The sequence below is a fragment of the Streptomyces sp. BK79 genome (genome assembly GCF_044142145.1).
Lineage (GTDB): Bacteria > Actinomycetota > Actinomycetes > Streptomycetales > Streptomycetaceae > Streptomyces.
Window position 1 is genome coordinate 1 of the sequence record NZ_JBHVOC010000026.1, and the last position, 20,855, is coordinate 20,855.

The following is a 20,855-nucleotide window of genomic DNA, read 5'->3' on the forward strand; positions in this document are numbered from 1 at the left end:
ACGCCCCGGCCCAGCTCCCACACCTGGAGCGTGGAGGAGGAGTTGAGGACGTAGGCCGTGCCCGTGATGTCGTCCCGGGCGGCGACGTACTGCTTGCCCTGCCACAGCGGGATCACGGGGACGTCACGGGCGGTGATGTCCTGGATCTCGGTGAGGCTGTCCGCGGCGGAGAGCCGGTCGGCCTCGCGCCGGGACTCGGGGATCAGGTCGTTGATGATCTGCTTGTTCAGGTACGGCGAGTTGAGCGTGTTGCCCTCGTCCAGGAACGGCGCGATGAAGCTGTCGGCGTCCGGGAAGTCCGGGAACCAGCCCATGCCGAAGACGTCGTACTCGCCCTTCAGCTCCGCCGGGCGGAACTTGTCCCAGGGCGCGCCCTCGATCTCGACGTCGAAGAGACCGCTGCCGTTGAGCTGCTTCTGGAGCTGCTCGAACTCCTGCTTGGTCGCGGCACCGTAGTGGTCCGTCGTGTAGTGCAGGGTCAGCTTCACGGGCGTGCTGACGCCGGCGTCCTCCAGCAGCGCCTTCGCCTTGGCGGCACTCGGGTCGCCGTACTTGTTGAAGAACGAGTTGGAGTGACCGGTGATGCTGGCCGGAACCATCGAGTAGAGGGGCTCGGCCTGGGAGCCGTAGACCTCGGAGATGAGTTCACTGCGGTTGATGAGCTGGGCCATCGCCTGGCGGACGGCCTTGTCCTTCACCGTCGGCGCGTCCGTGTTGAAGCCCAGGTAGCGGATCTCGAGGCCGGCCACCTCGATGAGGTCGACCTCGCCGTCCGTGGCGTTGGAGAGCTTGTGGATCTGGTCCGGCGTCATCGCACGGGTCATGACGTCGATGTCGCCCTTGTCGAGCGCGGCGCCCATGGCCTCGGCGTCCTTGAAGGACACGACCTCGACCTTGTCGTTGTTCACCTCCAGGCTCCCCTTGTACTCGGGATTCTTGGTGAACACCGCCTTGGTCATCTCGTCGCCGTCGACCTCGGCCTTCATCGTGTACGGGCCGGAGCCGTCCAGGTCGAAGCCATCGCGCAGCTTGTCCTTCTCGTAGTCGTCCGAGTTGACGATGCCGGCGACCGGGGTCGACAGCTTGTACGGGAAGGTGGCGTCGGCGGTCTTGAGGTGGAAGATGACCTCGCGGTCACCCTGCGTCTCCACGGTGTCGACGGTCGACAGCAGACCGGACACCTGGCTGTCCGCCTTGATGGCCAGGACACGCTCGATGGAGAACTTCACGTCCTCGGCGGTGATGGCGTCGCCGTTGGCGAACTTCAGGCCGTCCCGCAGGGTGCACGCGTACCGCTCGTTGCCGGTGTCGGTGAATCCGCACTGCTCGGCGGCCTCGGGCACGGGTTCGCCGTCACCACGGGGCTGGATCATCAGGGTCTGCGTGGTCTGACGCAGGATGTTCCAGAGGCCGACGTCGTAGGCGAACGCCGGGTCGAGGGGCGCGGGCGCGTCCTCGGAGGCCGTGAACCGGTCCGTGGTGCCGACGACGATCGCGTCCCCGCCGCCGCTGCCGCTGTCGGACCCGCCGCAGGCGGCGAGCACCGGCGCGAGCAGGCCGACGACGGCCGGCAGCACCAAAGTCTTGCGGTTCATGCTCGAGTTTCTCCAGAGCTGTCGGTCCGTGTATCCGGCATGCAGGGGTGTCGCGGCGGATCACGGGGGTAGTGGCCGATGTTCTCGCGACGAGATTAGTCCGCGCCCGCAGCGGGGTTCGCGGCCACCGGAGTTGAGGGCTCATCACGGAGCGAAACCGGGTGCGGACACACCGAAAACCCGACAGTGGAAGGATTAGTGCAGGGTTTCACCAATCGGGACACAAGGGCACCTCGACAACGTTCGCAAGGCGCGGGGCAGCACACCCACGCCACCCTGTCGACCCCTGACAAGGTGGCGAACGTCACATAGACGCTTCCCGCTGCGACTGTCCGCATTCGGCCACGTGACGTCGCGGAAATGCTTCGCTCGCACGGCGCGTTGATCCCTGCGCGGGCGTTCCTGAATTGCCGGGTTATCGCCGTGGCACGCTGGGTGAACGTCCTAGCGCATTTGTGTCATCAGACCGCGCAGAAATGTCAGGTCGACATCTTCCAGCGAACTGACAACCGTACGCCGGGCGGCAGGGGTGATGGGGGCGACCGAGGGCACCGCCACGACGTGGCAGCCGGCGGCCTCGGCCGCGGCGACACCGGTCGCGGTGTCCTCGACCACGGCGCACCGGGCCGGGTCCACGCCCAGACCGGTCGCGGCGGCCAGGTAGGGGTCCGGGTAGGGCTTGGTGCGCGGCACTTCGTCGCCCGCGACGGTGAGAGCGAAATGCTGGGGGCCCAGCGACGCCAGCACACGGTCGATGATGCGCCGGTGCGATGCGGAGACCAGGGCTGTGGGGATCTCGTGCGCGGAGAGCTCTCCGAGCAGCCGGGCGGCCCCCGGCATGAGCGGCAGGGTACGGCCGATCCGCTGCTCGAAGCCGTCGTTGAGCAGCACGCTCAGTTCCGCGAGCGTGATGTCGGCGCCGGTGGCCTCGATCAGGAATCCCGCACTGCGGCTCATGGGGCCGCCGACGACGACGTGACGCCAGGAGTCGTCGAGGGTGTGGCCGAGGGAGGCGAAGACCTCCACCTCGACGTCCCACCAGAAGCCCTCGGTGTCCACGAGAGTGCCGTCCATGTCGAGGAGCACGGCCTGCAGGGCGGAGCCTTCGGCCGTACGGGTTCCGAGCGCGGGGACCGTACTGGTCATCCACGTACCTCCTTGAGGGACGATCAGGCCGGTTCCCAGGAGGGGAACCGGCCTGCGGTGGACCGACCAGTGTACGTCGTGCGGCTCCAGAACGCCTGCTGTGACCCTTGAGGCGCTCTTGAAACGCCTTCGAGGGGCTCCGTACGGGCCTCAGCGGGCGTTGAAGTACTTGGCCTCCGGGTGGTGGATCACGATGGCGTCGGTGGACTGCTCGGGGTGGAGCTGGAACTCCTCGGACAGGTGGACGCCGATGCGCTCCGGCTGGAGCAGGTCGGCGATCTTCGCGCGGTCCTCCAGGTCGGGGCAGGCGCCGTAGCCGAGGGAGAAACGGGCGCCCCGGTACTTCAGCGCGAACATGTCCTCCATCGCCTCCGGGTCCTCCCCGGCGAAGCCCAGTTCGGAGCGGACGCGGGCGTGCCAGTACTCGGCGAGGGCTTCGGCGAGCTGGACGGACAGGCCGTGCAGTTCGAGGTACTCGCGGTAGGCGTTGGCCTCGAAGAGGCGGGCGGTCTCCTCGCCGATGCGGGAGCCGACGGTGACGACCTGGAAGCCGACGACGTCCGTCTCGCCGGACTCCTCGGGGCGGAAGAAGTCCGCCAGGCACAGCCGCCGCCCGCGGCGCTGGCGCGGGAAGGTGAACCGGGTGCGCTCGTTGCCGGCCTCGTCGAGGACGATCAGGTCGTCGTCCTTCGACACGCACGGGAAGTAACCGTGGACCACGGCCGCCTCCAGCAGGTTGTCCCGCTGCAGCCGGTCCAGCAGACCGCGCAGCCGGGGCCGGCCCTCCGTCTCGACCAGCTCCTCGTACGACGGCCCCTCACCGGTACGGGCCTGCTTCAGCCCCCACTGCCCCTTGAACAACGCACCCTCGTCCAGCCAGGACGCGTACTCCTTGAGCTGGATGCCCTTCACGACTCGCGTGCCCCAGAACGGCGGCTCCGGCACGGGGTTGTCGGTGGCGACGTCCGAGCGGACGTGCCCCTCCTCCGGACGCTCCTCGACCTCCACCGTGGCGGCACGGACCCGGCGCTGCTTGAGTTCGGGGAGTTTGGCGCCGGGGACGCCGCGTTTGATGCCGATCAGGGCGTCCATCAGGCGCAGGCCCTCGAAGGCGTCGCGGGCGTAGCGGACTTCGCCGTCGTAGATCTCGTGGAGGTCTTGTTCGACGTAGGCACGGGTGAGGGCGGCGCCGCCGAGGATGACGGGGTAGTCGGCGGCCAGCTTGCGCTGGTTGAGCTCCTCCAGGTTCTCCTTCATGATCACGGTGGACTTCACCAGGAGGCCGGACATGCCGATCACGTCGGCGCGGTGTTCCTCGGCGGCTTCCAGGATCGCGGAGACGGGCTGTTTGATGCCGAGGTTGACGACGGTGTAGCCGTTGTTGGACAGGATGATGTCGACGAGGTTCTTGCCGATGTCGTGGACGTCGCCACGGACGGTGGCCAGGACGATGGTGCCCTTGCCGTCGTCGTCGGTCTTCTCCATGTGCGGCTCCAGATGCGCCACCGCGGTCTTCATGACCTCGGCGGACTGGAGCACGAACGGCAGCTGCATCTGCCCGGAGCCGAACAGCTCCCCGACCACCTTCATCCCGTCCAGCAGCGTCTCGTTGACGATGTCCAGCGCCGGGCGCTGGGTCAGCGCCTCGTCCAGGTCCGCCTCCAGGCCGTTCTTCTCGCCGTCGATGATGCGGCGCTTGAGCCGCTCGTCCAGCGGCAGCGCGGCCAGCTCCTCCGCCTTCGACGCCCGCAGCGACTTCGCCGTCGCGCCCTCGAACAGCTGCATCAGCCTCTGCAGCGGGTCGTAGCCCTCACGGCGCCGGTCGTAGATCAGGTCGAGGGCGGTCCGCACCTGCTCGTCGTCGAAGCGGGCGATCGGCAGGATCTTGCTGGCGTGGACGATCGCCGAGTCCAGGCCCGCCTTCACGCACTCGTCCAGGAAGACGGAGTTGAGGAGGATGCGGGCGGCCGGGTTCAGGCCGAAGGAGATGTTCGACAGGCCCAGCGTGGTCTGCACGTCCGGGTGGCGGCGCTTCAGCTCCCGGATGCCCTCGATGGTGGCGATCCCGTCGCCCCGGGACTCCTCCTGGCCGGTGCAGATGGTGAAGGTCAGGCAGTCGACCAGGATGTCCGACTCGTGGATGCCCCAGTTCCCCGTCAGGTCGGCGATCAGCCGCTCGGCGATCTCGACCTTCTTCTCGGCGGTGCGGGCCTGGCCCTCCTCGTCGATGGTCAGCGCGATCAGCGCCGCACCATGCTCCCGGGCGAGCTTGGTGACCTTCGCGAAGCGGGACTCCGGTCCGTCGCCGTCCTCGTAGTTCACCGAGTTGATCACCGCCCGGCCGCCGAGCTTCTCCAGCCCCGCCCGGATGACCTCGACCTCGGTGGAGTCCAGCACCACCGGAAGCGTCGACGCGGTCGCGAAACGCCCCGCCAGCTCCTCCATGTCCGCGACCCCGTCACGGCCCACGTAGTCCACGCACAGGTCCAGCATGTGCGCGCCCTCACGGATCTGGTCCCGGGCCATCTCCACACAGTCGTCCCAGCGGCCCTCCAGCATCGCCTCACGGAACTTCTTCGACCCGTTCGCGTTCGTCCGCTCACCGATCGCCAGATACGACGTGTCCTGCCGGAACGCCACCGTCTGGTACAACGACGCCGCACCCGGCTCCGGACGCGGGTCACGCTCCGTCGGAACCGTGCCGCGCACCCGCTCCACGACCTGACGCAGGTGCTCGGGCGTGGTGCCGCAGCAGCCACCGATCAGGGACAGCCCGTACTCGCGGACGAAGGTCTCCTGCGCGTCGGCCAGCTCGGGCGCGGTCAGCGGGTAGTGGGCGCCGTCCTTGCCCAGGACCGGGAGGCCCGCGTTCGGCATGCAGGACAGAGGGATGCGGGAGTGGCGGGCGAGGTAGCGCAGATGCTCGCTCATCTCGGCGGGGCCGGTCGCGCAGTTCAGGCCGATCATGTCGATGCCGAGCGGCTCAAGCGCGGTGAGCGCGGCACCGATCTCGGAGCCCAGCAGCATCGTGCCGGTCGTCTCGACCGTCACGGACACGATCACCGGCACGTCCAGGCCCAGGGCGTCCAGCGCGCGCCGGGCGCCCAGGACCGAGGCCTTGGTCTGGAGCAGGTCCTGCGTGGTCTCCACCAGCAGCGCGTCCGCGCCACCGGCGACCAGGCCCTCCGCGTTGCGCTGATAGGCGTCGCGCAGAACCGTGAACGGGGCGTGTCCGAGGGTGGGGAGCTTCGTGCCGGGGCCCATCGAGCCCAGCACCCAGCGCTGCCGGCCGTCCCGGGCGGTGAACGCGTCGGCGGCCTCGCGGGCCACCCGCGCACCGGCCTCCGACAGCTCGTGCACGCGCTCGGGGATGTCGTACTCGCCGAGCGCGGAGTGGTTCGCGCCGAAGGTGTTGGTCTCCACGCAGTCCACGCCGGCGGCGAAGTACTCCTCGTGCACCGAGCGGACGATGTCCGGCCGGGTCAGGTTGAGGACCTCGTTGCAGCCCTCCAGCTGCTGGAAGTCCTCCATGGAGGGGTTCTGCGCCTGGAGCATGGTGCCCATCGCGCCGTCGGCCACCACCACACGGGTGGCGAGCGCCTCGCGGAGGGCGGACACACGGGTGCGGGTGTCGGCGGACGGGGTGGACGGCGTCGAGGCCATGAAGGGGCTCCCTAGGATGCGACGGCTGTCGGCTTTGCGCTGCCCGGTGCCGCCCGTCGAGGACGTCCCCGGGGAGAACGCACGCCGCCAGGGTAGCCGGGACCGGGAGCAGGCGGACGGGGGCGTCCACGAGGCGGACGGGTACGGCCGCGTGCGGACGCCCGCCGAAGGGGTGACGTTCCGGTGCGGTGAGCCGGTGCGGGAGGCCGGTGGGAGAGCGGAGTGGCGGTTCGGCGCGGAGCGGAGGGGACGGCAGGACGGGCCGGGATCATCGTGGCGTGGCCGGAGTGCAACAGTTGCCCGCCGACCATTAGCGAGAGGTCGGCATCGACCGGTAGTGTTCGGCATTGCCGAACGACGTCAGCGACGCCGAGGTCGGCAGTCGAAGGGGACGGAGGCAGTACGTCGATGGCACGGAACATCCAGTCGCTCGAACGGGCGGCCGCGATGCTGCGCCTGCTCGCGGGCGGCGAGCGGCGGCTCGGCCTGTCGGACATCGCCTCGTCGCTCGGCCTGGCCAAGGGCACCGCCCACGGCATCCTGCGCACGCTGCAGCACGAGGGCTTCGTGGAGCAGGACGAGGCGTCCGGGCGCTACCAGCTGGGCGCCGAACTGCTGCGCCTGGGCACGACGTACCTGGACGTGCACGAACTGCGGGCCAGGGCCCTGGTGTGGACGGACGACCTGGCGCGGTCCAGTGGCGAGAGCGTCCACCTCGGCGTCCTGCACCAGCAGGGCGTCCTGATCGTGCACCACGTCTTCCGGCCCGACGACAGCCGGCAGGTGCTGGAGATCGGCGCCATGCAGCCGCTGCACTCCACGGCGCTGGGCAAGGTCCTCTCGGCGTACGACCCGGTCGCGCACAGCGAGGCGCTGGAGGCCGACCGCAAGGCGTTCACGGACCGGACCGTCTGTGAACCGGACCGGTTCGAGCACATCCTCGACCTCACGCGCGCGCGTGGCTACGCGGCCGACGTCGAGGAGACGTGGGAGGGCATCGCCTCCATCGCCGCCCCCATCCACGACCGTCGGCGCATGCCCGTCGGCGCGGTCGGCATCACCGGGGCCGTGGAGCGGCTGTGCCGGGACGGCGAGCTGCGGCCGGAGCTGGTCGCGGCGGTACGGGACTGCGCCCGCGCGGTGTCGCGGGACCTGGGCGCCGGGCGCTTCTAGGACGCCGCGGAGCACGCCGGAGGCCGGAGGCCGGGACACCCGACGGGGTCCCGGCCTCCGGCGTTCCCCAGGGGCGCCTCCCGCGCGGGGGACGGGACGCCCGCGCGGAGACCGGCAGCCCACGACGACCAATAGCCCACGACGATCAATAACGATCGTGCTTTCGATTACAGAGCTCTTGACGCACGTGTGACGCCGGAGCAAGACTCCCGTCCATCGGTCGGCATTGTCGAACACCTACCGGCAATACGCGTTAGAGTGTGACAACGCCAAGGGCCGCCATCGCTCTCACACCGAGGGCGCCAGAACACCCGGTGGGACCCGGGGTTCGGCTTCCCCTGGACGAAGGACAAAGGAGTCGCGGGTGTCCAGCTCCGACATCTTCATCGGCGAGACCATCGGTACCGCCATACTCATCCTGCTCGGCGGCGGTGTCTGTGCCGCCGTGACGCTCAAGGCCTCCAAGGCCCGCAACGCCGGCTGGCTCGCCATCACCTTCGGGTGGGGCTTCGCCGTCATGACGGCGGCGTACATATCGGGTCCGCTCTCCGGGGCCCACCTCAACCCGGCCGTGACGGTCGGCATCGCGATCAAGGACGGCGACTGGGGCAACACGCCGACCTACTTCGCGGGCCAGCTCCTCGGCGCCATGATCGGCGCGGTCCTGGTCTGGATCGCCTACTACGGCCAGTTCCAGGCCCACCTCACCGACCGCGAGATCGTCGGCGGTCCGGGCGCGCAGGACACGGCCGCCAAGTCCGTCGAGGCGCAGGAGAAGGGCGCCGGCCCCGTCCTGGGCGTCTTCTCCACCGGCCCCGAGATCCGGCACACGGTCCAGAACCTCGCCACCGAGATCATCGGCACCTTCGTCCTGCTGCTCGCCATCCTGACCCAGGGTCTGAACGACGAGGGCAACGGCCTGGGCGTCCTCGGCGCGCTGATCACCGCGTTCGTCGTGGTCTCGATCGGTCTGTCTCTCGGCGGTCCGACGGGTTACGCGATCAACCCGGTCCGCGACCTCGGCCCGCGCATCGTGCACGCCCTGCTGCCCCTGCCCAACAAGGGCGGCTCCGACTGGGGCTACGCCTGGATCCCGGTCGTCGGTCCGCTGATCGGCGGTGCGATCGCCGGAGGTGTCTACAACGTCGCGTTCGCCTGAGCGGGCCTCCGCTCGGCCATCATCGAGCCGCAGAACACGCGCCGTACGCACCGGCCGCCACACCACGGAACCCAGGAGCACACTGTGACCGACGCCCACACCGCCGGACCCTTCATCGCCGCCATCGACCAGGGCACCACGTCCTCCCGCTGCATCGTCTTCGACCGCGACGGACGCATCGTCTCCGTCGACCAGAAGGAGCACGAGCAGATCTTCCCCAAGCCGGGCTGGGTCGAGCACGACGCCACCGAGATCTGGACCAACGTCCAGGAGGTCGTCGCCTCGGCCGTCGAGAAGGCCGGCATCACCCGCGACGACATCAAGGCCATCGGCATCACCAACCAGCGCGAGACCACCCTCGTCTGGGACAAGAACACCGGTGAGCCCGTCCACAACGCCATCGTCTGGCAGGACACCCGCACCGACGCGCTCTGCCGCGAGCTGGGCCGCAACGTCGGCCAGGACCGCTTCCGCCGCGAGACCGGCCTCCCCCTCGCCTCCTACTTCGCCGGTCCCAAGGCCCGCTGGCTGCTCGACAACGTCGACGGCCTGCGCGAGCGCGCCGAGGCGGGCGACCTGCTCTTCGGCACCATGGACACCTGGGTCATCTGGAACCTGACCGGCGGTGTGAACGGCGGCAAGCACGTCACCGACGTCACCAACGCCTCCCGCACCCTGCTGATGAACCTGCACACCATGCAGTGGGACGAGCGGATCGCCGAGTCCATCGGCGTGCCGACGCAGATGCTCCCCGAGATCCGCTCCTCCGCCGAGGTGTACGGCGAGATCACGGGCGGCCGGCTGGGCGAGCTGCTCGGCGGCATCCCGGTCGCCTCCGCGCTCGGCGACCAGCAGGCGGCCCTGTTCGGCCAGACCTGCTTCTCCGAGGGCGAGACCAAGTCGACGTACGGCACCGGCACCTTCATGGTGATGAACACCGGTGACAAGATCATCAACTCCTACTCGGGCCTGCTCACCACCGTCGGCTACAAGATCGGCGACCAGGACACGGTCTACGCCCTGGAGGGCTCGATCGCCGTCACCGGTTCGCTGGTGCAGTGGATGCGCGACCAGATGGGCCTGATCTCCACCGCCGCCGAGATCGAGACCCTGGCGATGCAGGTCGAGGACAACGGCGGCGCCTACTTCGTGCCGGCCTTCTCCGGCCTGTTCGCCCCGTACTGGCGCTCCGACGCCCGCGGTGTGATCGCCGGCCTGACCCGGTACGTCACCAAGGCGCACCTCGCGCGCGCCGTCCTGGAGGCCACCGCCTGGCAGACCCGCGAGATCGCGGACGCCATGACGAAGGACTCCGGCGTGGAGCTGACCGCCCTCAAGGTCGACGGCGGCATGACCTCCAACAACCTGCTGATGCAGACCCTCGCCGACTTCGTGGACGCCCCCGTGGTGCGCCCGATGGTCGCCGAGACCACCTGCCTCGGCGCCGCCTACGCCGCCGGCCTCGCCGTCGGCTTCTGGAACAGCACCGACGACCTGCGCGCCAACTGGCGGCGGGCCGCCGAGTGGACCCCCCGCATGGACGCGGAGATCCGCGACCGTGAGTACAAGAGCTGGCTCAAGGCCGTCGAGCGGACCATGGGCTGGCTCGAGGACGAGGAGTAAGAACCGCAATGACCACTCAGTCCACCCTGCAGTCCGTGCCTGCCCTGGGGACGCACCCGGCCTCCGGCTCGAACCCGAGCCGGGCCGAGACCCGGGAGCAGCTCTCCAAGGCGTCGTACGACCTTCTCGTGATCGGCGGCGGCATCCTCGGCATCTCCACCGCCTGGCACGCCGCGCAGTCCGGCCTCAGGGTGGCCGTGGTCGACGCCGGCGACTTCGCCGGCGCCACCTCCTCCGCCTCCTCCAAGCTGCTCCACGGCGGTCTGCGCTACCTGCAGACCGGCGCGGTGAAGCTGGTGGCGGAGAACCACTTCGAGCGCCGCGCGGTCTCCCGCCAGGTGGCCCCCCACCTGGCGAACCCGCTCACCTTCTACCTCCCCGTGTACAAGGGCGGGCCGCACGGCGCGGCGAAGCTCGGCGCGGGCGTCTTCGCGTACTCGGCGCTGTCCGCCTTCGGTGACGGCGTCGGCCACCTGCTCTCCCCGGCCAAGGCCGCGCAGGACGTGCCGGAGCTGCGCACCGACAACCTCAAGGCCGTCGCCGTGTACGGCGACGACCAGATGAACGACGCCCGCATGGCGCTGATGACCGTCCGCGCGGCGGTCGACTCCGGCGCGGTGGTCCTCAACCACGCCGAGGTCACCGGCCTGCGCTTCACCAGGGGCCGGGTGACCGGCGCCGAGCTGAAGGACCGGCTGACCGGCGACGAGTTCGGCGTGAACGCGCGCCTGGTGCTCAACGCCACCGGCCCCTGGGTCGACCACCTGCGCCGGATGGAGAACCCGGACGCGGCCCCGTCCATCCGCCTGTCCAAGGGCGCGCACCTGGTGCTCAAGCGCACCGCGCCCTGGAAGGCCGCGCTGGCGACCCCGATCGACAAGTACCGGATCACCTTCGCCCTCCCCTGGGAGGACATGCTGCTGCTCGGCACGACCGACGAGGAGTTCGAGGGCGACCCGGCGGACGTCGCCGTCAACGACAAGGACATAGCCCAGATCCTCGACGAGGCCGCGTTCTCCATCCGCGACCAGCAGCTCGACCGGGACCTGATCACGTACTCCTTCGCGGGTCTGCGCGTGCTGCCGGGCGGCCCCGGTGACACCGCGAAGGCCAAGCGCGAGACGGTCGTCACCGAGGGCCGGGGCGGCATGCTGTCCGTCGCGGGCGGCAAGTGGACCACCTTCCGCCACATCGGCCGTACGGTGATGAAGAAGCTGGAGGCGCTGCCGGGCCACCCCCTCGGCGACGACTTCGAGCCGATCGCCTCGCTGCCGAAGAAGCTGCCGCTGCCCGGCGTCGCCAACCCGCGCGCGGTGGCCCACCGGCTGCTGGTGGACGGCCCGGCGCCCGGCCCGCGCATGGCGGCCGACACCGCCAGGCACCTGGCGACCCACTACGGTTCGCTGGCCTTCGACATCGCCCGGCTGGCGAACGAGAACCCCGAACTGGCCGAGCGCGTCCACCCCGACGCGCCGGAGATCTGGGCGCAGGTCGTGTGGGCGCGGGACCACGAGTGGGCCGAGACGCAGGACGACGTGCTGCGCCGCCGGACCACGCTGACGATCCGCGGCCTGGCCACGGACGACGTCCGCGCGAAGGTCCAGGACCTGCTCGACGAGAAGTAGGACCGCCCGCCGGCCGACGCGGGAGGCGGTGGCCCCATGCCGACGGGGCCGCCGCCTCCCGCGCGTACGGGCGCCCGGCGGTGTCACCCTCCACGCCCCTCCATAATGGGGAAGACATCGGATGTCTGACGCGTTTCGAAGCACAGGGAGGTCGGCCGTGGCGGTCACCGACGAGGCGATCGGGAAGATCAAGGGCATGATCGTCTCCGGCGCGCTGCGCCCCGGCGACCGGCTGCCCAAGGAGAGCGAGCTCGCCGCCGGTCTCGGGCTGTCCCGCAACTCCCTGCGCGAGGCCGTACGCGCCCTGTCCCTGATCCGGATCCTGGACGTGCGGCAGGGCGACGGCACCTACGTCAGCAGCCTGGATCCGCAACTCCTGCTGGAGGCCATCGGTTTCGTCGTCGACTTCCACCGCGACGACACGGTGCTGGAGTTCCTCGCCGTGCGCCGCATCCTGGAGCCCGCCGCGACCGCGATGGCGGCGTCCCGGATCACCGAGGGGGAACTGGACGCGCTGGAGGCCCTGTTGACGGACCTCGGTGATGAACCGTCGGTGGAGGAGCTGGTCGCCTGCGACCTGGAGTTCCACCGGGGCATCGTGGGGGCCTCGGGCAACTCGGTGCTGTGTTCCCTCCTGGACGGCCTGTCCGGCCCCACCGCCCGGGCCCGGGTCTGGCGCGGACTCACCCAGGAGGACGCGGTCGGCCGCACCGTGCGCGAGCACCGCGCGATCCTCGCGGCGCTGCGCGACCGGGACGCCGAGGCGGCGCGTTCCTGGGCGACGGTGCACATCGCGTCCGTGGAGCAGTGGCTGCGCTCCACCCTCTGACCGGCCCCCTTCCGATGGCGCCGGCGGGTGTCCGGGCACCGGGAACGGGGCAGTGATGCGTTCACTCCCCCACGCAAGGGGGCTGCGGGCGGCCCCTCGGCACGCCGTAAGGTTGGGGGGTACGCGAGGGCACGTCGGAAGGAGGCGCTGGGTGATCGAGCTCGAGGGGGTTCCCGAGCTGGTCGACCCGGTCATGGTGGCCGCGTTCGAGGGCTGGAACGACGCCGGCGACGCCGCCTCCACCGCGGTCGCGCATCTCGACCGGGAGTGGAAGGGCGAGGTGTTCGCGGCGCTGGACGCCGAGGACTACTACGACTTCCAGGTCAACCGTCCCACGGTGTTCATGGAAGCCGGCGTCCGCAAGATCACGTGGCCGACGACGAGACTGTCGGTGGTCCGGATCGGCGGCGACAAACCGCGCGACCTGGTCCTGGTCCGCGGGATCGAACCGTCCATGCGCTGGCGCTCGTTCTGCAACGAACTGCTCGGCTTCGCCCATGAACTGGGCGTCGAGCTGGTGGTCGTCCTGGGCGCCCTGCTGGGCGACACCCCGCACACCCGTCCGGTGCCGATCAGCGGGACGACGTCCGACGCCGACCTGGCCCGGCGCATGGACCTGGAGGAGACCAAGTACGAGGGGCCCACGGGCATCGTCGGCATCCTCCAGGAGGCGTGCGCCCACGCGGGCGTGCCGGCGGTGTCGCTGTGGGCCGCGGTGCCGCACTACGTGTCGCAGCCGCCCAACCCCAAGGCCACGCTCGCCCTGCTGAACCGGCTGGAGGACCTGATCGACGTGCGCATCCCGCTGGGCGAGCTGCCCGAGGACGCGCGTGCCTGGCAGGTGGGCGTGGACCAGCTGGCCGCCGAGGACACCGAGGTCGCCGAGTACGTCCAGTCGCTGGAGGAGGCCCGGGACACCGCGGAGCTGCCGGAGGCGTCGGGCGAGGCGATCGCCCGCGAGTTCGAGCGGTATCTGCGGCGCCGGGACGGCTCCGGCACGGGCGGCCCCGGCGGTCCCGGTGGACACGCCACGGCGGACGGCGGCGACGGCACGCCCGGGACGCCGTACCGGCGGGACAATCCGAGTGGCCGCACGCGCCCGCCGAGACCGCCGAAGGCGAGCGGCGACGACGAGGAGTCGTCGGAGGACTGAGGCTGAGGGCATACGTGAGGGGGCGCTTCCCGGCGGGAAGCGCCCCCTCACCGCATGCGCGCCTGCCTAGAGCGCCACGCCCAGCAGGGCGTCGACCGCGCGGGAGACGACACCGGGCGCGCCGGTGTCCGTGCCGCCGCTCTCCTGCTGGAGGGCGGCCCAGCGGTCGACGGCGTCGAGCGCGGCCGGGGAGTCGAGGTCGTTCGCGAGGGCCTCGCGGATCTCCTCGACGAGTGCCTCGGCCGGCGGGCCGTCGGGCCGGGAGACGGCCGCGCGCCACCGGTCGAGCCGGGCGAGCGCGTCCTGGAGCACCTGGTCGGTCCACTCCCAGTCGGAGCGGTAGTGGTGGGCGAGCAGGGTGAGCCGGATGGCGGCCGGGTCGACGCCCTCGCGGCGCAGCTGCGACACGAAGACCAGGTTGCCCTTGGACTTGGACATCTTCTCGCCGCCGAGGCCGACCATGCCGGCGTGCACGTACGCCTTGGCCATCGGGAACTCGCCGGTGAGCGCCTGGGCGTGCGAGGCGCCCATCTCGTGGTGCGGGAAGGCGAGGTCGGAGCCGCCGCCCTGGACGTCGAAGCCCATGCCGAGGTGGTCGAGGGCGATGGCCACGCACTCGATGTGCCAGCCGGGGCGCCCACGGCCGAGGGAGCCGCCGTCCCAGCTGGGCTCGCCCTCCCGGGCCGCCATCCACAGCATCGGGTCGAGCGGGTTCTTCTTGCCCGGCCGGTCCGGGTCGCCGCCCCGCTCGGCGGAGAGCAGCCGCATGGCGGCGGCGTCCAGGTGGGAGACGCTCCCGAAGTGCGGGTCGGACTCCACGGAGAAGTAGACGTCGCCCTCGAGCTCGTAGGCGGCACCGGCGTCGCGCAGCCGCTCGACGAGCGGGACGATCCCGGGTATGGCCTCGACGGCGCCTATGTAGTGCCGCGGGGGCAGCATCCTGAGCGCCGTCATGTCCTCGCGGAAGAGGGCGGTCTCCTTCTCGGCGAGGGCGGTCCAGTCGACCCCGTCGCGCACGGCCCGCTCCAGCAGCGGGTCGTCGACGTCGGTGACGTTCTGGACGTAGTGGACCTGCCGCTTGTTGTCGAGCCACACGCGCTGCACGAGGTCGAACGCGTTGTAGGTCGCCGCGTGCCCCATGTGGGTGGCGTCGTACGGCGTGATGCCGCAGACGTAGAGGCGGGCGACGGGACCGGGGTCGAGGGTGACCGGGCCGCCGGTCGCGGTGTCGTGGATCCTCAGGTCGCGACCCTGACCAGGCAGGGCGGGGACCTCGGAAGCGGGCCAGGCATGCATGTCATGAGCGTAACCGGACGGGTGTTCCGTACACGAACCGGACCGGGCCGGATGGCCGGGAAGGCGCTCTTGCGCGACGCCGGCCGTTGTGCCGGCCGGCGTCGGTGCCGGCATCCGGTGGCTACACCGGCGGCCAGGGGATGGCCGGCCACTCCCCGCTCGGCTCCGGGTGCTTCCCGGACGTCAGCAGGGCGTCGACCCGCGCGCGTGTGGCGTCGAGTTCGGCGGGGGTGATGAGCGTGCCGAGCCGCGTCGCCAGGGCCGCGCCGTCCTTCAGGGCCCCTCTGAGCGCGTCGAGCACCGCCAGGGCCTCCTCGGTCAGGGGATCGCCCGCCCAGCCCCACAGCAGGGTGCGCAGCTTGTTCTCGGCGTTGAAGGTGACCCCGTGGTCGATGCCGTACAGCCGCTCGCCGTCGGCGGGCAGCAGGTGGCCGCCCTTGCGGTCGGCGTTGTTGATCACGGCGTCCAGTACCGCGAGCCGGCGCAGCCGCGCGTCGTCGGCGTGCACGAGCAGCGCGGTGCGGCCCTCGCCGACCTCGGCGAAGGCGACCGCCTTCCAGCCGGGGCCGGGCTCCTCCGCGTCCACCAGGGCGAGCAGTTCCGTCTCCGGCGCCGCCTCGATCCACAGCTGGCACATGCCCTCGCCGTACGGCCCCTCGCGCAGCACGGTGGGCGGGACCAGGCCCCAGCCGGTCGCCTCGGAGACCTCGTAGGCGGCGACCTCGCGCTGGGCGAGGGTGCCGTCGGGGAAGTCCCACAGGGGCCGCTCCCCGGCGACGGGTTTGTAGATGCAGGCCGCCTCGCGTCCCTCGTGCGTCACCGTGCAGTACAGCGCCGCGTTGGAGGCGTCACGGATGCGTCCGCGCACGGTCAGCTCGCCCCGGGCGAGCAGCTCGGCGGCCGCCGCGTCGGTGGTCACGCTCCGCGGCGGTATCCGTTCTGGCGCGGACATACGTGTCCTTCCGGGTCGAGCGGGAGGCTGCACAGCGGGCACGGCGGCCGCCCGGCGTTGACGACGTCGAGGGCGCGCTTGGCGAAGGCCCTGGCCTGCGCGCCGGTGAGGCGGACCCGGAGCATCGGGGGGCCGTTCTCCTCGTCCTGGAGGAGCCGCTCCTCGGCCTCCGCCAGGTCCTCCTCGGACTCGGCGTCCAGCTCCACGAGGGCCTGCGCCTCGACGATCATGCGCTGGTCCTCGCCGTCCCAGGCCAGCGCCATGGTGCCGACCCGGAACTCCTCCTCGACGGGGGTTTCCAGCGGCGCCGTGTCGGCGGGCGCGGTGGGGGCCACGGCGGGAACGGCGGTACTGCCGCCGCTGCGCCGCACGACCTCGTCGAGGAGCTCGTCCATGCGCTCGGCGAGGGCGGCGACCTGGGTCTTCTCCAGGGCCACGCTGGTCACCCGGGAGCCGGCGGAGGCCTGGAGGAAGAACGTACGGCGCCCGGGCAGTCCGACCGTACCGGCCACGAAACGTTCCGGTTGGTCGTAGAGGAACACCTGACGGGACACGTCCTGTCTCCATGGAAGTCGGGGGGAGCGGGAGGGCGGGGATGCGAGGAATCGGGAAAGCGGGACTTCAGAGCCGCGGTCGCGGCCGCTTCACCCTACTGCGGCCGACGATCACGGTGCGCCCGCACCGCCACCGACCGGTGCTTCGTCGCCGGAGGACTCCTCTCGCGGGGCCAGGGAGGCGAAGTCCCCGGTGTCGCCGAGACGGACGAGGAAGGGGCGCAGCCGGGTGTAGCGGATCGCCGTGACCGAGCAGGGCTCGACGGAGATCCGCTGGAAGAGGTCGAGGTGCAGGCCGAGTGCCTCCGCGACGAGGGACTTGATGATGTCGCCGTGGGAGCACATGAGGTACACGGCGTCGGCTCCGTGGTCGCGCTCCACGCGCGCGTTCCACTCGCGTACCGCCTCGGCGGCGCGGGTCTGCATGGCGCGCATGGACTCGCCGCCGGGGAAGGCCGCGGCGGAAGGGTGCGCCTGGACCACCTCCATCAGGGGTTCGTCCTTGAGTTCGGCGAGTTTGCGGCCGGACCAGTCGCCGTAGTGGCACTCCCCGATCCGTTCGTCGGTGTGCGCCCGCAGTCCGGGCCGGGCGTCGAGAAGTGGCTGGATCGTCTCCTGGCAGCGCTGGAGCGGGCTGGCGACGATCTCGGCGAGCGGCAGGCCGGCGAGCCGCCCGGGCAGCGCGGCGGCCTGAGCCGCCCCGCGTTCGTCGAGGGCGACGCCGGGCGTCCAGCCGGCGAGCACCCCCTCGGTGTTGGCGGTGGAACGTCCGTGCCTGACCAGGATCAGCGTGGGCATGCGGACAGGGTAGGCATACGGCACGGTGCTCGGGCGCCGGGGCGGAGGGAGAAGACGTTGGTCGAGGGAGAGCGCGTTCGGTGATCGTGGACTGTGCCATCTACCGGGACGGGCACCGCACGGACGGGCCCGACGACTTCTCCGACGCGCTCGGCGAGGCGCGGTCCGCGGGCGGTTTCGTCTGGATCGGGCTGCACGAGCCGACGGAGGAGGAGTTCGACCTGGTCACCCAGGAGTTCGGACTGCACCCGCTGGCCGTGGAGGACGCGCTGAAGGCGCACCAGCGGCCCAAGCTGGAGGTGTACGAGGACTCGCTCTTCGTCGTGCTGAAACCGGTGGTGTACGAGCCGGAGAGCGACACCGTCTCCTCCGGCGAGCTGATGCTCTTTCTGGGCGACGGGTTCGTGGTCGTCGTCCGGCACGGCGAGGGTTCCCCGCTCAAGGCCGTACGGCAGCGTCTGGAGCACGAGCCGGAGCTGCTCGGCAAGGGGCCCACCTCGGTGCTGTACGCGATAGCGGACGCCACCGTCGACCACTACCTGGACGTGGCGGTCGAGCTGCAGAACGACCTGGAGGAACTGGAGGCGGAGGTCTTCTCGCCGGACGGCGGCGGCTCGCGGCACACCGCGTCGCGGATCTACAACTTCAAGCGGCAGATCCTGGAGTTCCGCCGGGCGACCGGCCCGCTGGCGCCGCCGGTGGCCCGGCTGGCGGGGACGGGCGCCTTCGGCGCCGCGGTGCCGTTCGTGAACGAGAAGGCGCGGCCGTTCTTCCGGGACGTGAGCGACCACCTGACGCGGGTGAACGAGTCGGTGGAGAACCTGGACCGGCTGGTCTCGGACATCCTGTCGGCGCACCTGGCGCAGACCGGCGTCCGGCAGAACGACGACATGCGGAAGATCTCGGCGTGGGCGGCGATGGCCGCCGTCCCCACGATGGTCGCCGGGGTCTACGGCATGAACTTCGAGCACATGCCGGAACTGCGCTGGGAGTGGGGCTACCCGGCGGTGATCGTGGTGATGGTCGCGCTGGAGGTGCTGCTGTTCCGGACCTTCAAGCGCCGGGGCTGGCTGTAGGGGGCCGGCCCGGCCTCCGAGTACGTCAGGCGACCTCGGGGGCCGCGGTGGCGGGGCCGCCGAGGGCGTCGCGCCGTTCGGGCGCCCGCAGCGTCACCATGCGGCGCCAGCCGGCCAGCCGCTCGTAGGCGTACACCGCGCGGATGCCCGCCGCGAGCAGCGCGGACCTGGTGCGCGACCAGCCGAGGAGCCGGCCCATGCGGGCCATCACGGCGAGGCTGACGTCCCGGTGGACGCGGATCTCGGCGAGCGCGCACGCGCGCAGCGTCCGCTGGATGTACCGGCCGTGTCCGGCGGCGGCGAAGCGCAGCAGTTCCTCGTGGGAGTAGGCGAGGTGGTCGTCCTCGTCGGCGGAGATCATCCGGACGGCGCGGCCCAGGTCCGGGTGGTCGGCGAAGTGCTTCAGGAGCATCGCCATCTGCTCGGCCGCGCGCTGCTCGGTGACCCGGCTGTGGGCGAGGTAGGTGATGATGTCGCGTTCGGTGAGGGGCTGGTCGGCCTTGAGCTTGTCGTGGGCGAGGCCGATGCCGTGCCGCTCCAGGAGCATGGTGTAGTCGGTCTCGGGGGGCACCTCGACGGGTTCGAGGCCGCGCTTCTTCAGCAGGGCGTTGAAGATCCGCCCGTGCTTGTCCTCGTCCGCGCCGTGGCGGGTGATCTTCGGGGCGAGGCCGCGCTCGCTCTTTGGCACCAGCGCCGCGATGCGCGCGTTCTCCCAGCCGCCCTGCGACTCCCCGCTGGCCGCGATGGAGCAGAAGAGACGGAACGACTCGTCGTGGTCGAGGATCTCCTGGAACAGGCTCTTGGCCGAAAGCATCAGTGGCACCTCTCTGCCTCCGCAAGGTTCCGCAGGCTTCGCGGACTCCGCGAAGAACGAGTCAAGTGCGGCGGGCGGGGCGCGGCAACAGGTGCGACGGGCGACTCCGCCAAAAGGACGACGGCCGGGAACGCGAGGAGGCGTAACCCCACGCGCGTGGGCGCGTTGTTCCTCGTGACGGCCGTGGCGGGGAAGACCCCCGAGCCCCCACCACGGCCGCAGAACTTCCGGCAGTCCCCAGGCGCTCAGGCCAGTCCGGCGCGCTCCAGGGCCTCGGTGCCCGCGCGAAGGGCCGCGAGCCGCTCGTCCAGGGTGAAGCCCGCGGGGGCCAGGGTGAGCGTGGTGACGCCCGCGGCGGCGTAGGCCTTCATCCGGTCCGCGATGCGGTCGACGGAGCCGAGCAGGGTGGTCTGGTCGATCAGCTCGTGCGGTACGGCCGCGGCGGCGCCCTCCTTGTCGCCGGACAGGTACTTGTCCTGGATCTCGGCCGCCTCGGTCTCGTAGCCCATGCGCTGGGCGAGCTGGTTGTAGAAGTTCTGCTTGCGGCTGCCCATGCCGCCCACGTACAGCGCCGTGTAGGGGCGGAAGGTGTCGGCGAGCGCGCTGACGTCCTTGTCGTCGCCGAGGGCGAGCGGGAGGGTCGGGCAGACGTCGAAGCCGTCGAGGGTCTTGCCCGCCTTCTCGCGGCCGGCGCGCAGGTGCCGGATCGCGGTCTCCTCCAGGTGGTCGGCGGACGGGAAGATCAGCAGGGCGCCGTCGGCGATCTCGCCGGTCTGCTCCAGGTTCTTCGGGCCGATCGCGGCGATGTACAGCGGGATGTGCTCGCGCTGCGGGTGCACGGTGAGCTTGATCGGCTTGCCGGGCCCGCCGGGCAGCGGCAGCGTCCAGTGCTGTCCCTCGTACGACAGCCGCTCCCGCGTCATCGCCTTGCGCACGATCTCGACGTACTCGCGGGTGCGGGCCAGCGGCTTGTCGAACTTGACGCCGTACCAGCCTTCGGAGACCTGCGGGCCGGAGACGCCGAGACCGAGGCGGAAACGGCCCTTCGAGAGGGAGTCGAGGGTCGCCGCCGTCATCGCGGTCATCGCGGGCTGGCGGGCCGGGATCTGGAAGATGGCCGAGCCCACGTCGATGCGCTCGGTCTGGGCGGCGACCCAGGTGAGCACGGTGGCCGCGTCGGAGCCGTAGGCCTCGGCGGCCCAGCAGACGGCGTAGCCGAGCCGGTCGGCCTCCTGGGCGACGGCCAGGTTGTCCGCGTCCATTCCGGCACCCCAGTAGCCGAGGTTGATCCCGAGCTGCATGGCCGATTCCCCTTACCGATCAGTAACGTGTTCTGTGCCCCGACCATAGCGTGGGAATTCGGTTGTCCACAGGCCCCCACAGCGCAAGCCGTGGCCAG

Annotated in this window: 16 protein-coding genes; 7 read left to right on the forward strand and 9 right to left on the reverse strand. The window is 71.0% G+C overall.

Translation table 11 applies throughout. From position 1 onward, the window contains the following. From ACFIF2_RS28860 to metH, 3 genes are all read right to left on the reverse strand, one after another. Positions 1-1,595: ABC transporter substrate-binding protein (locus ACFIF2_RS28860; RefSeq protein WP_395576169.1), on the reverse strand; the 1,595-nt coding region annotated here is incomplete at its 3' end. Positions 1,596-2,039: 444 nt separating this feature from the next. Beyond that, the gene (locus ACFIF2_RS28865) at positions 2,040-2,741 is read right to left on the reverse strand and encodes an HAD family hydrolase (RefSeq protein WP_395576170.1); all 702 of its coding nucleotides are present in this window, start codon (positions 2,739-2,741) and stop codon (positions 2,040-2,042) included. Positions 2,742-2,891: 150 nt separating this feature from the next. After that, positions 2,892-6,404 carry a methionine synthase gene (metH, locus tag ACFIF2_RS28870; protein ID WP_395576171.1) on the reverse strand — a complete coding sequence of 1,171 codons (3,513 nt, stop codon included), beginning with the start codon at positions 6,402-6,404 and terminating at the stop codon, positions 2,892-2,894. Between the two features lie 408 nt (positions 6,405-6,812). Here metH and ACFIF2_RS28875 point away from each other — a divergent pair, with 408 nt between their 5' ends. The 6 genes from ACFIF2_RS28875 (at position 6,813) to parJ (ending at position 13,966) form a co-directional block, all read left to right on the forward strand. Further along, positions 6,813-7,577, forward strand: coding sequence for an IclR family transcriptional regulator (locus ACFIF2_RS28875; protein ID WP_395576172.1), 765 nt, complete (start codon positions 6,813-6,815; stop codon positions 7,575-7,577). A 364-nt stretch (positions 7,578-7,941) separates the two neighbouring features. Continuing rightward, positions 7,942-8,736 carry an MIP/aquaporin family protein gene (locus ACFIF2_RS28880; RefSeq protein WP_395576173.1) on the forward strand — a complete coding sequence of 265 codons (795 nt, stop codon included), beginning with the start codon at positions 7,942-7,944 and terminating at the stop codon, positions 8,734-8,736. A gap of 84 nt (positions 8,737-8,820) precedes the next feature. Next, the gene (gene glpK, locus ACFIF2_RS28885; RefSeq protein WP_395576174.1) at positions 8,821-10,359 is read left to right on the forward strand and encodes a glycerol kinase GlpK; all 1,539 of its coding nucleotides are present in this window, start codon (positions 8,821-8,823) and stop codon (positions 10,357-10,359) included. A gap of 8 nt (positions 10,360-10,367) precedes the next feature. Further along, positions 10,368-11,984, forward strand: coding sequence for an FAD-dependent oxidoreductase (locus ACFIF2_RS28890; protein ID WP_395576175.1), 1,617 nt, complete (start codon positions 10,368-10,370; stop codon positions 11,982-11,984). 157 nt (positions 11,985-12,141) lie between these two features. After that, a complete protein-coding gene (locus ACFIF2_RS28895) occupies positions 12,142-12,813 on the forward strand; it encodes a FadR/GntR family transcriptional regulator (RefSeq protein WP_395576176.1) in 672 nt (223 codons plus the stop codon). 151 nt (positions 12,814-12,964) lie between these two features. After that, positions 12,965-13,966 (forward strand): filament polymerization regulator ParJ, encoded by a 1,002-nt coding sequence (gene parJ / locus ACFIF2_RS28900; protein WP_395576177.1) that lies wholly within the window; start codon positions 12,965-12,967, stop codon positions 13,964-13,966. A gap of 66 nt (positions 13,967-14,032) precedes the next feature. Here the strand turns inward: parJ and mshC are convergent, their stop codons facing one another. From mshC to ACFIF2_RS28920, 4 genes are all read right to left on the reverse strand, one after another. Further along, positions 14,033-15,262 carry a cysteine--1-D-myo-inosityl 2-amino-2-deoxy-alpha-D-glucopyranoside ligase gene (gene mshC / locus ACFIF2_RS28905; protein WP_395576178.1) on the reverse strand — a complete coding sequence of 410 codons (1,230 nt, stop codon included), beginning with the start codon at positions 15,260-15,262 and terminating at the stop codon, positions 14,033-14,035. Between the two features lie 121 nt (positions 15,263-15,383). Further along, on the reverse strand, positions 15,384-16,214 hold the full coding sequence (locus tag ACFIF2_RS28910) for an SCO1664 family protein (protein WP_395576179.1): 831 nt from the start codon (positions 16,212-16,214) through the stop codon (positions 15,384-15,386). Continuing rightward, a complete protein-coding gene (locus ACFIF2_RS28915; protein ID WP_395576180.1) occupies positions 16,178-16,768 on the reverse strand; it encodes a DUF3090 domain-containing protein in 591 nt (196 codons plus the stop codon). Before ACFIF2_RS28915 ends, ACFIF2_RS28910 begins: the two co-directional genes overlap by 37 nt. A 111-nt stretch (positions 16,769-16,879) precedes the next feature. Continuing rightward, positions 16,880-17,566, reverse strand: a complete 687-nt coding sequence (locus ACFIF2_RS28920; RefSeq protein WP_395576181.1) for a histidine phosphatase family protein — start codon at positions 17,564-17,566, stop codon at positions 16,880-16,882. A gap of 80 nt (positions 17,567-17,646) precedes the next feature. On the opposite strand from ACFIF2_RS28920, the gene corA reads away from it, so the two are divergent. Beyond that, on the forward strand, positions 17,647-18,642 hold the full coding sequence (corA, locus tag ACFIF2_RS28925) for a magnesium/cobalt transporter CorA (protein WP_395576182.1): 996 nt from the start codon (positions 17,647-17,649) through the stop codon (positions 18,640-18,642). 25 nt (positions 18,643-18,667) lie between these two features. On the opposite strand, the gene ACFIF2_RS28930 is transcribed toward corA, so the two are convergent. Then, complete coding sequence (locus ACFIF2_RS28930; RefSeq protein WP_395576183.1) at positions 18,668-19,456, reverse strand: ferritin-like domain-containing protein; 789 nt, start codon at positions 19,454-19,456, stop codon at positions 18,668-18,670. A gap of 245 nt (positions 19,457-19,701) precedes the next feature. Next, positions 19,702-20,757: an LLM class F420-dependent oxidoreductase gene (locus tag ACFIF2_RS28935; protein ID WP_395576184.1), complete on the reverse strand. Its 1,056-nt coding sequence runs from the start codon at positions 20,755-20,757 to the stop codon at positions 19,702-19,704. Between the last annotated feature and the right edge of the window lie 98 nt (positions 20,758-20,855).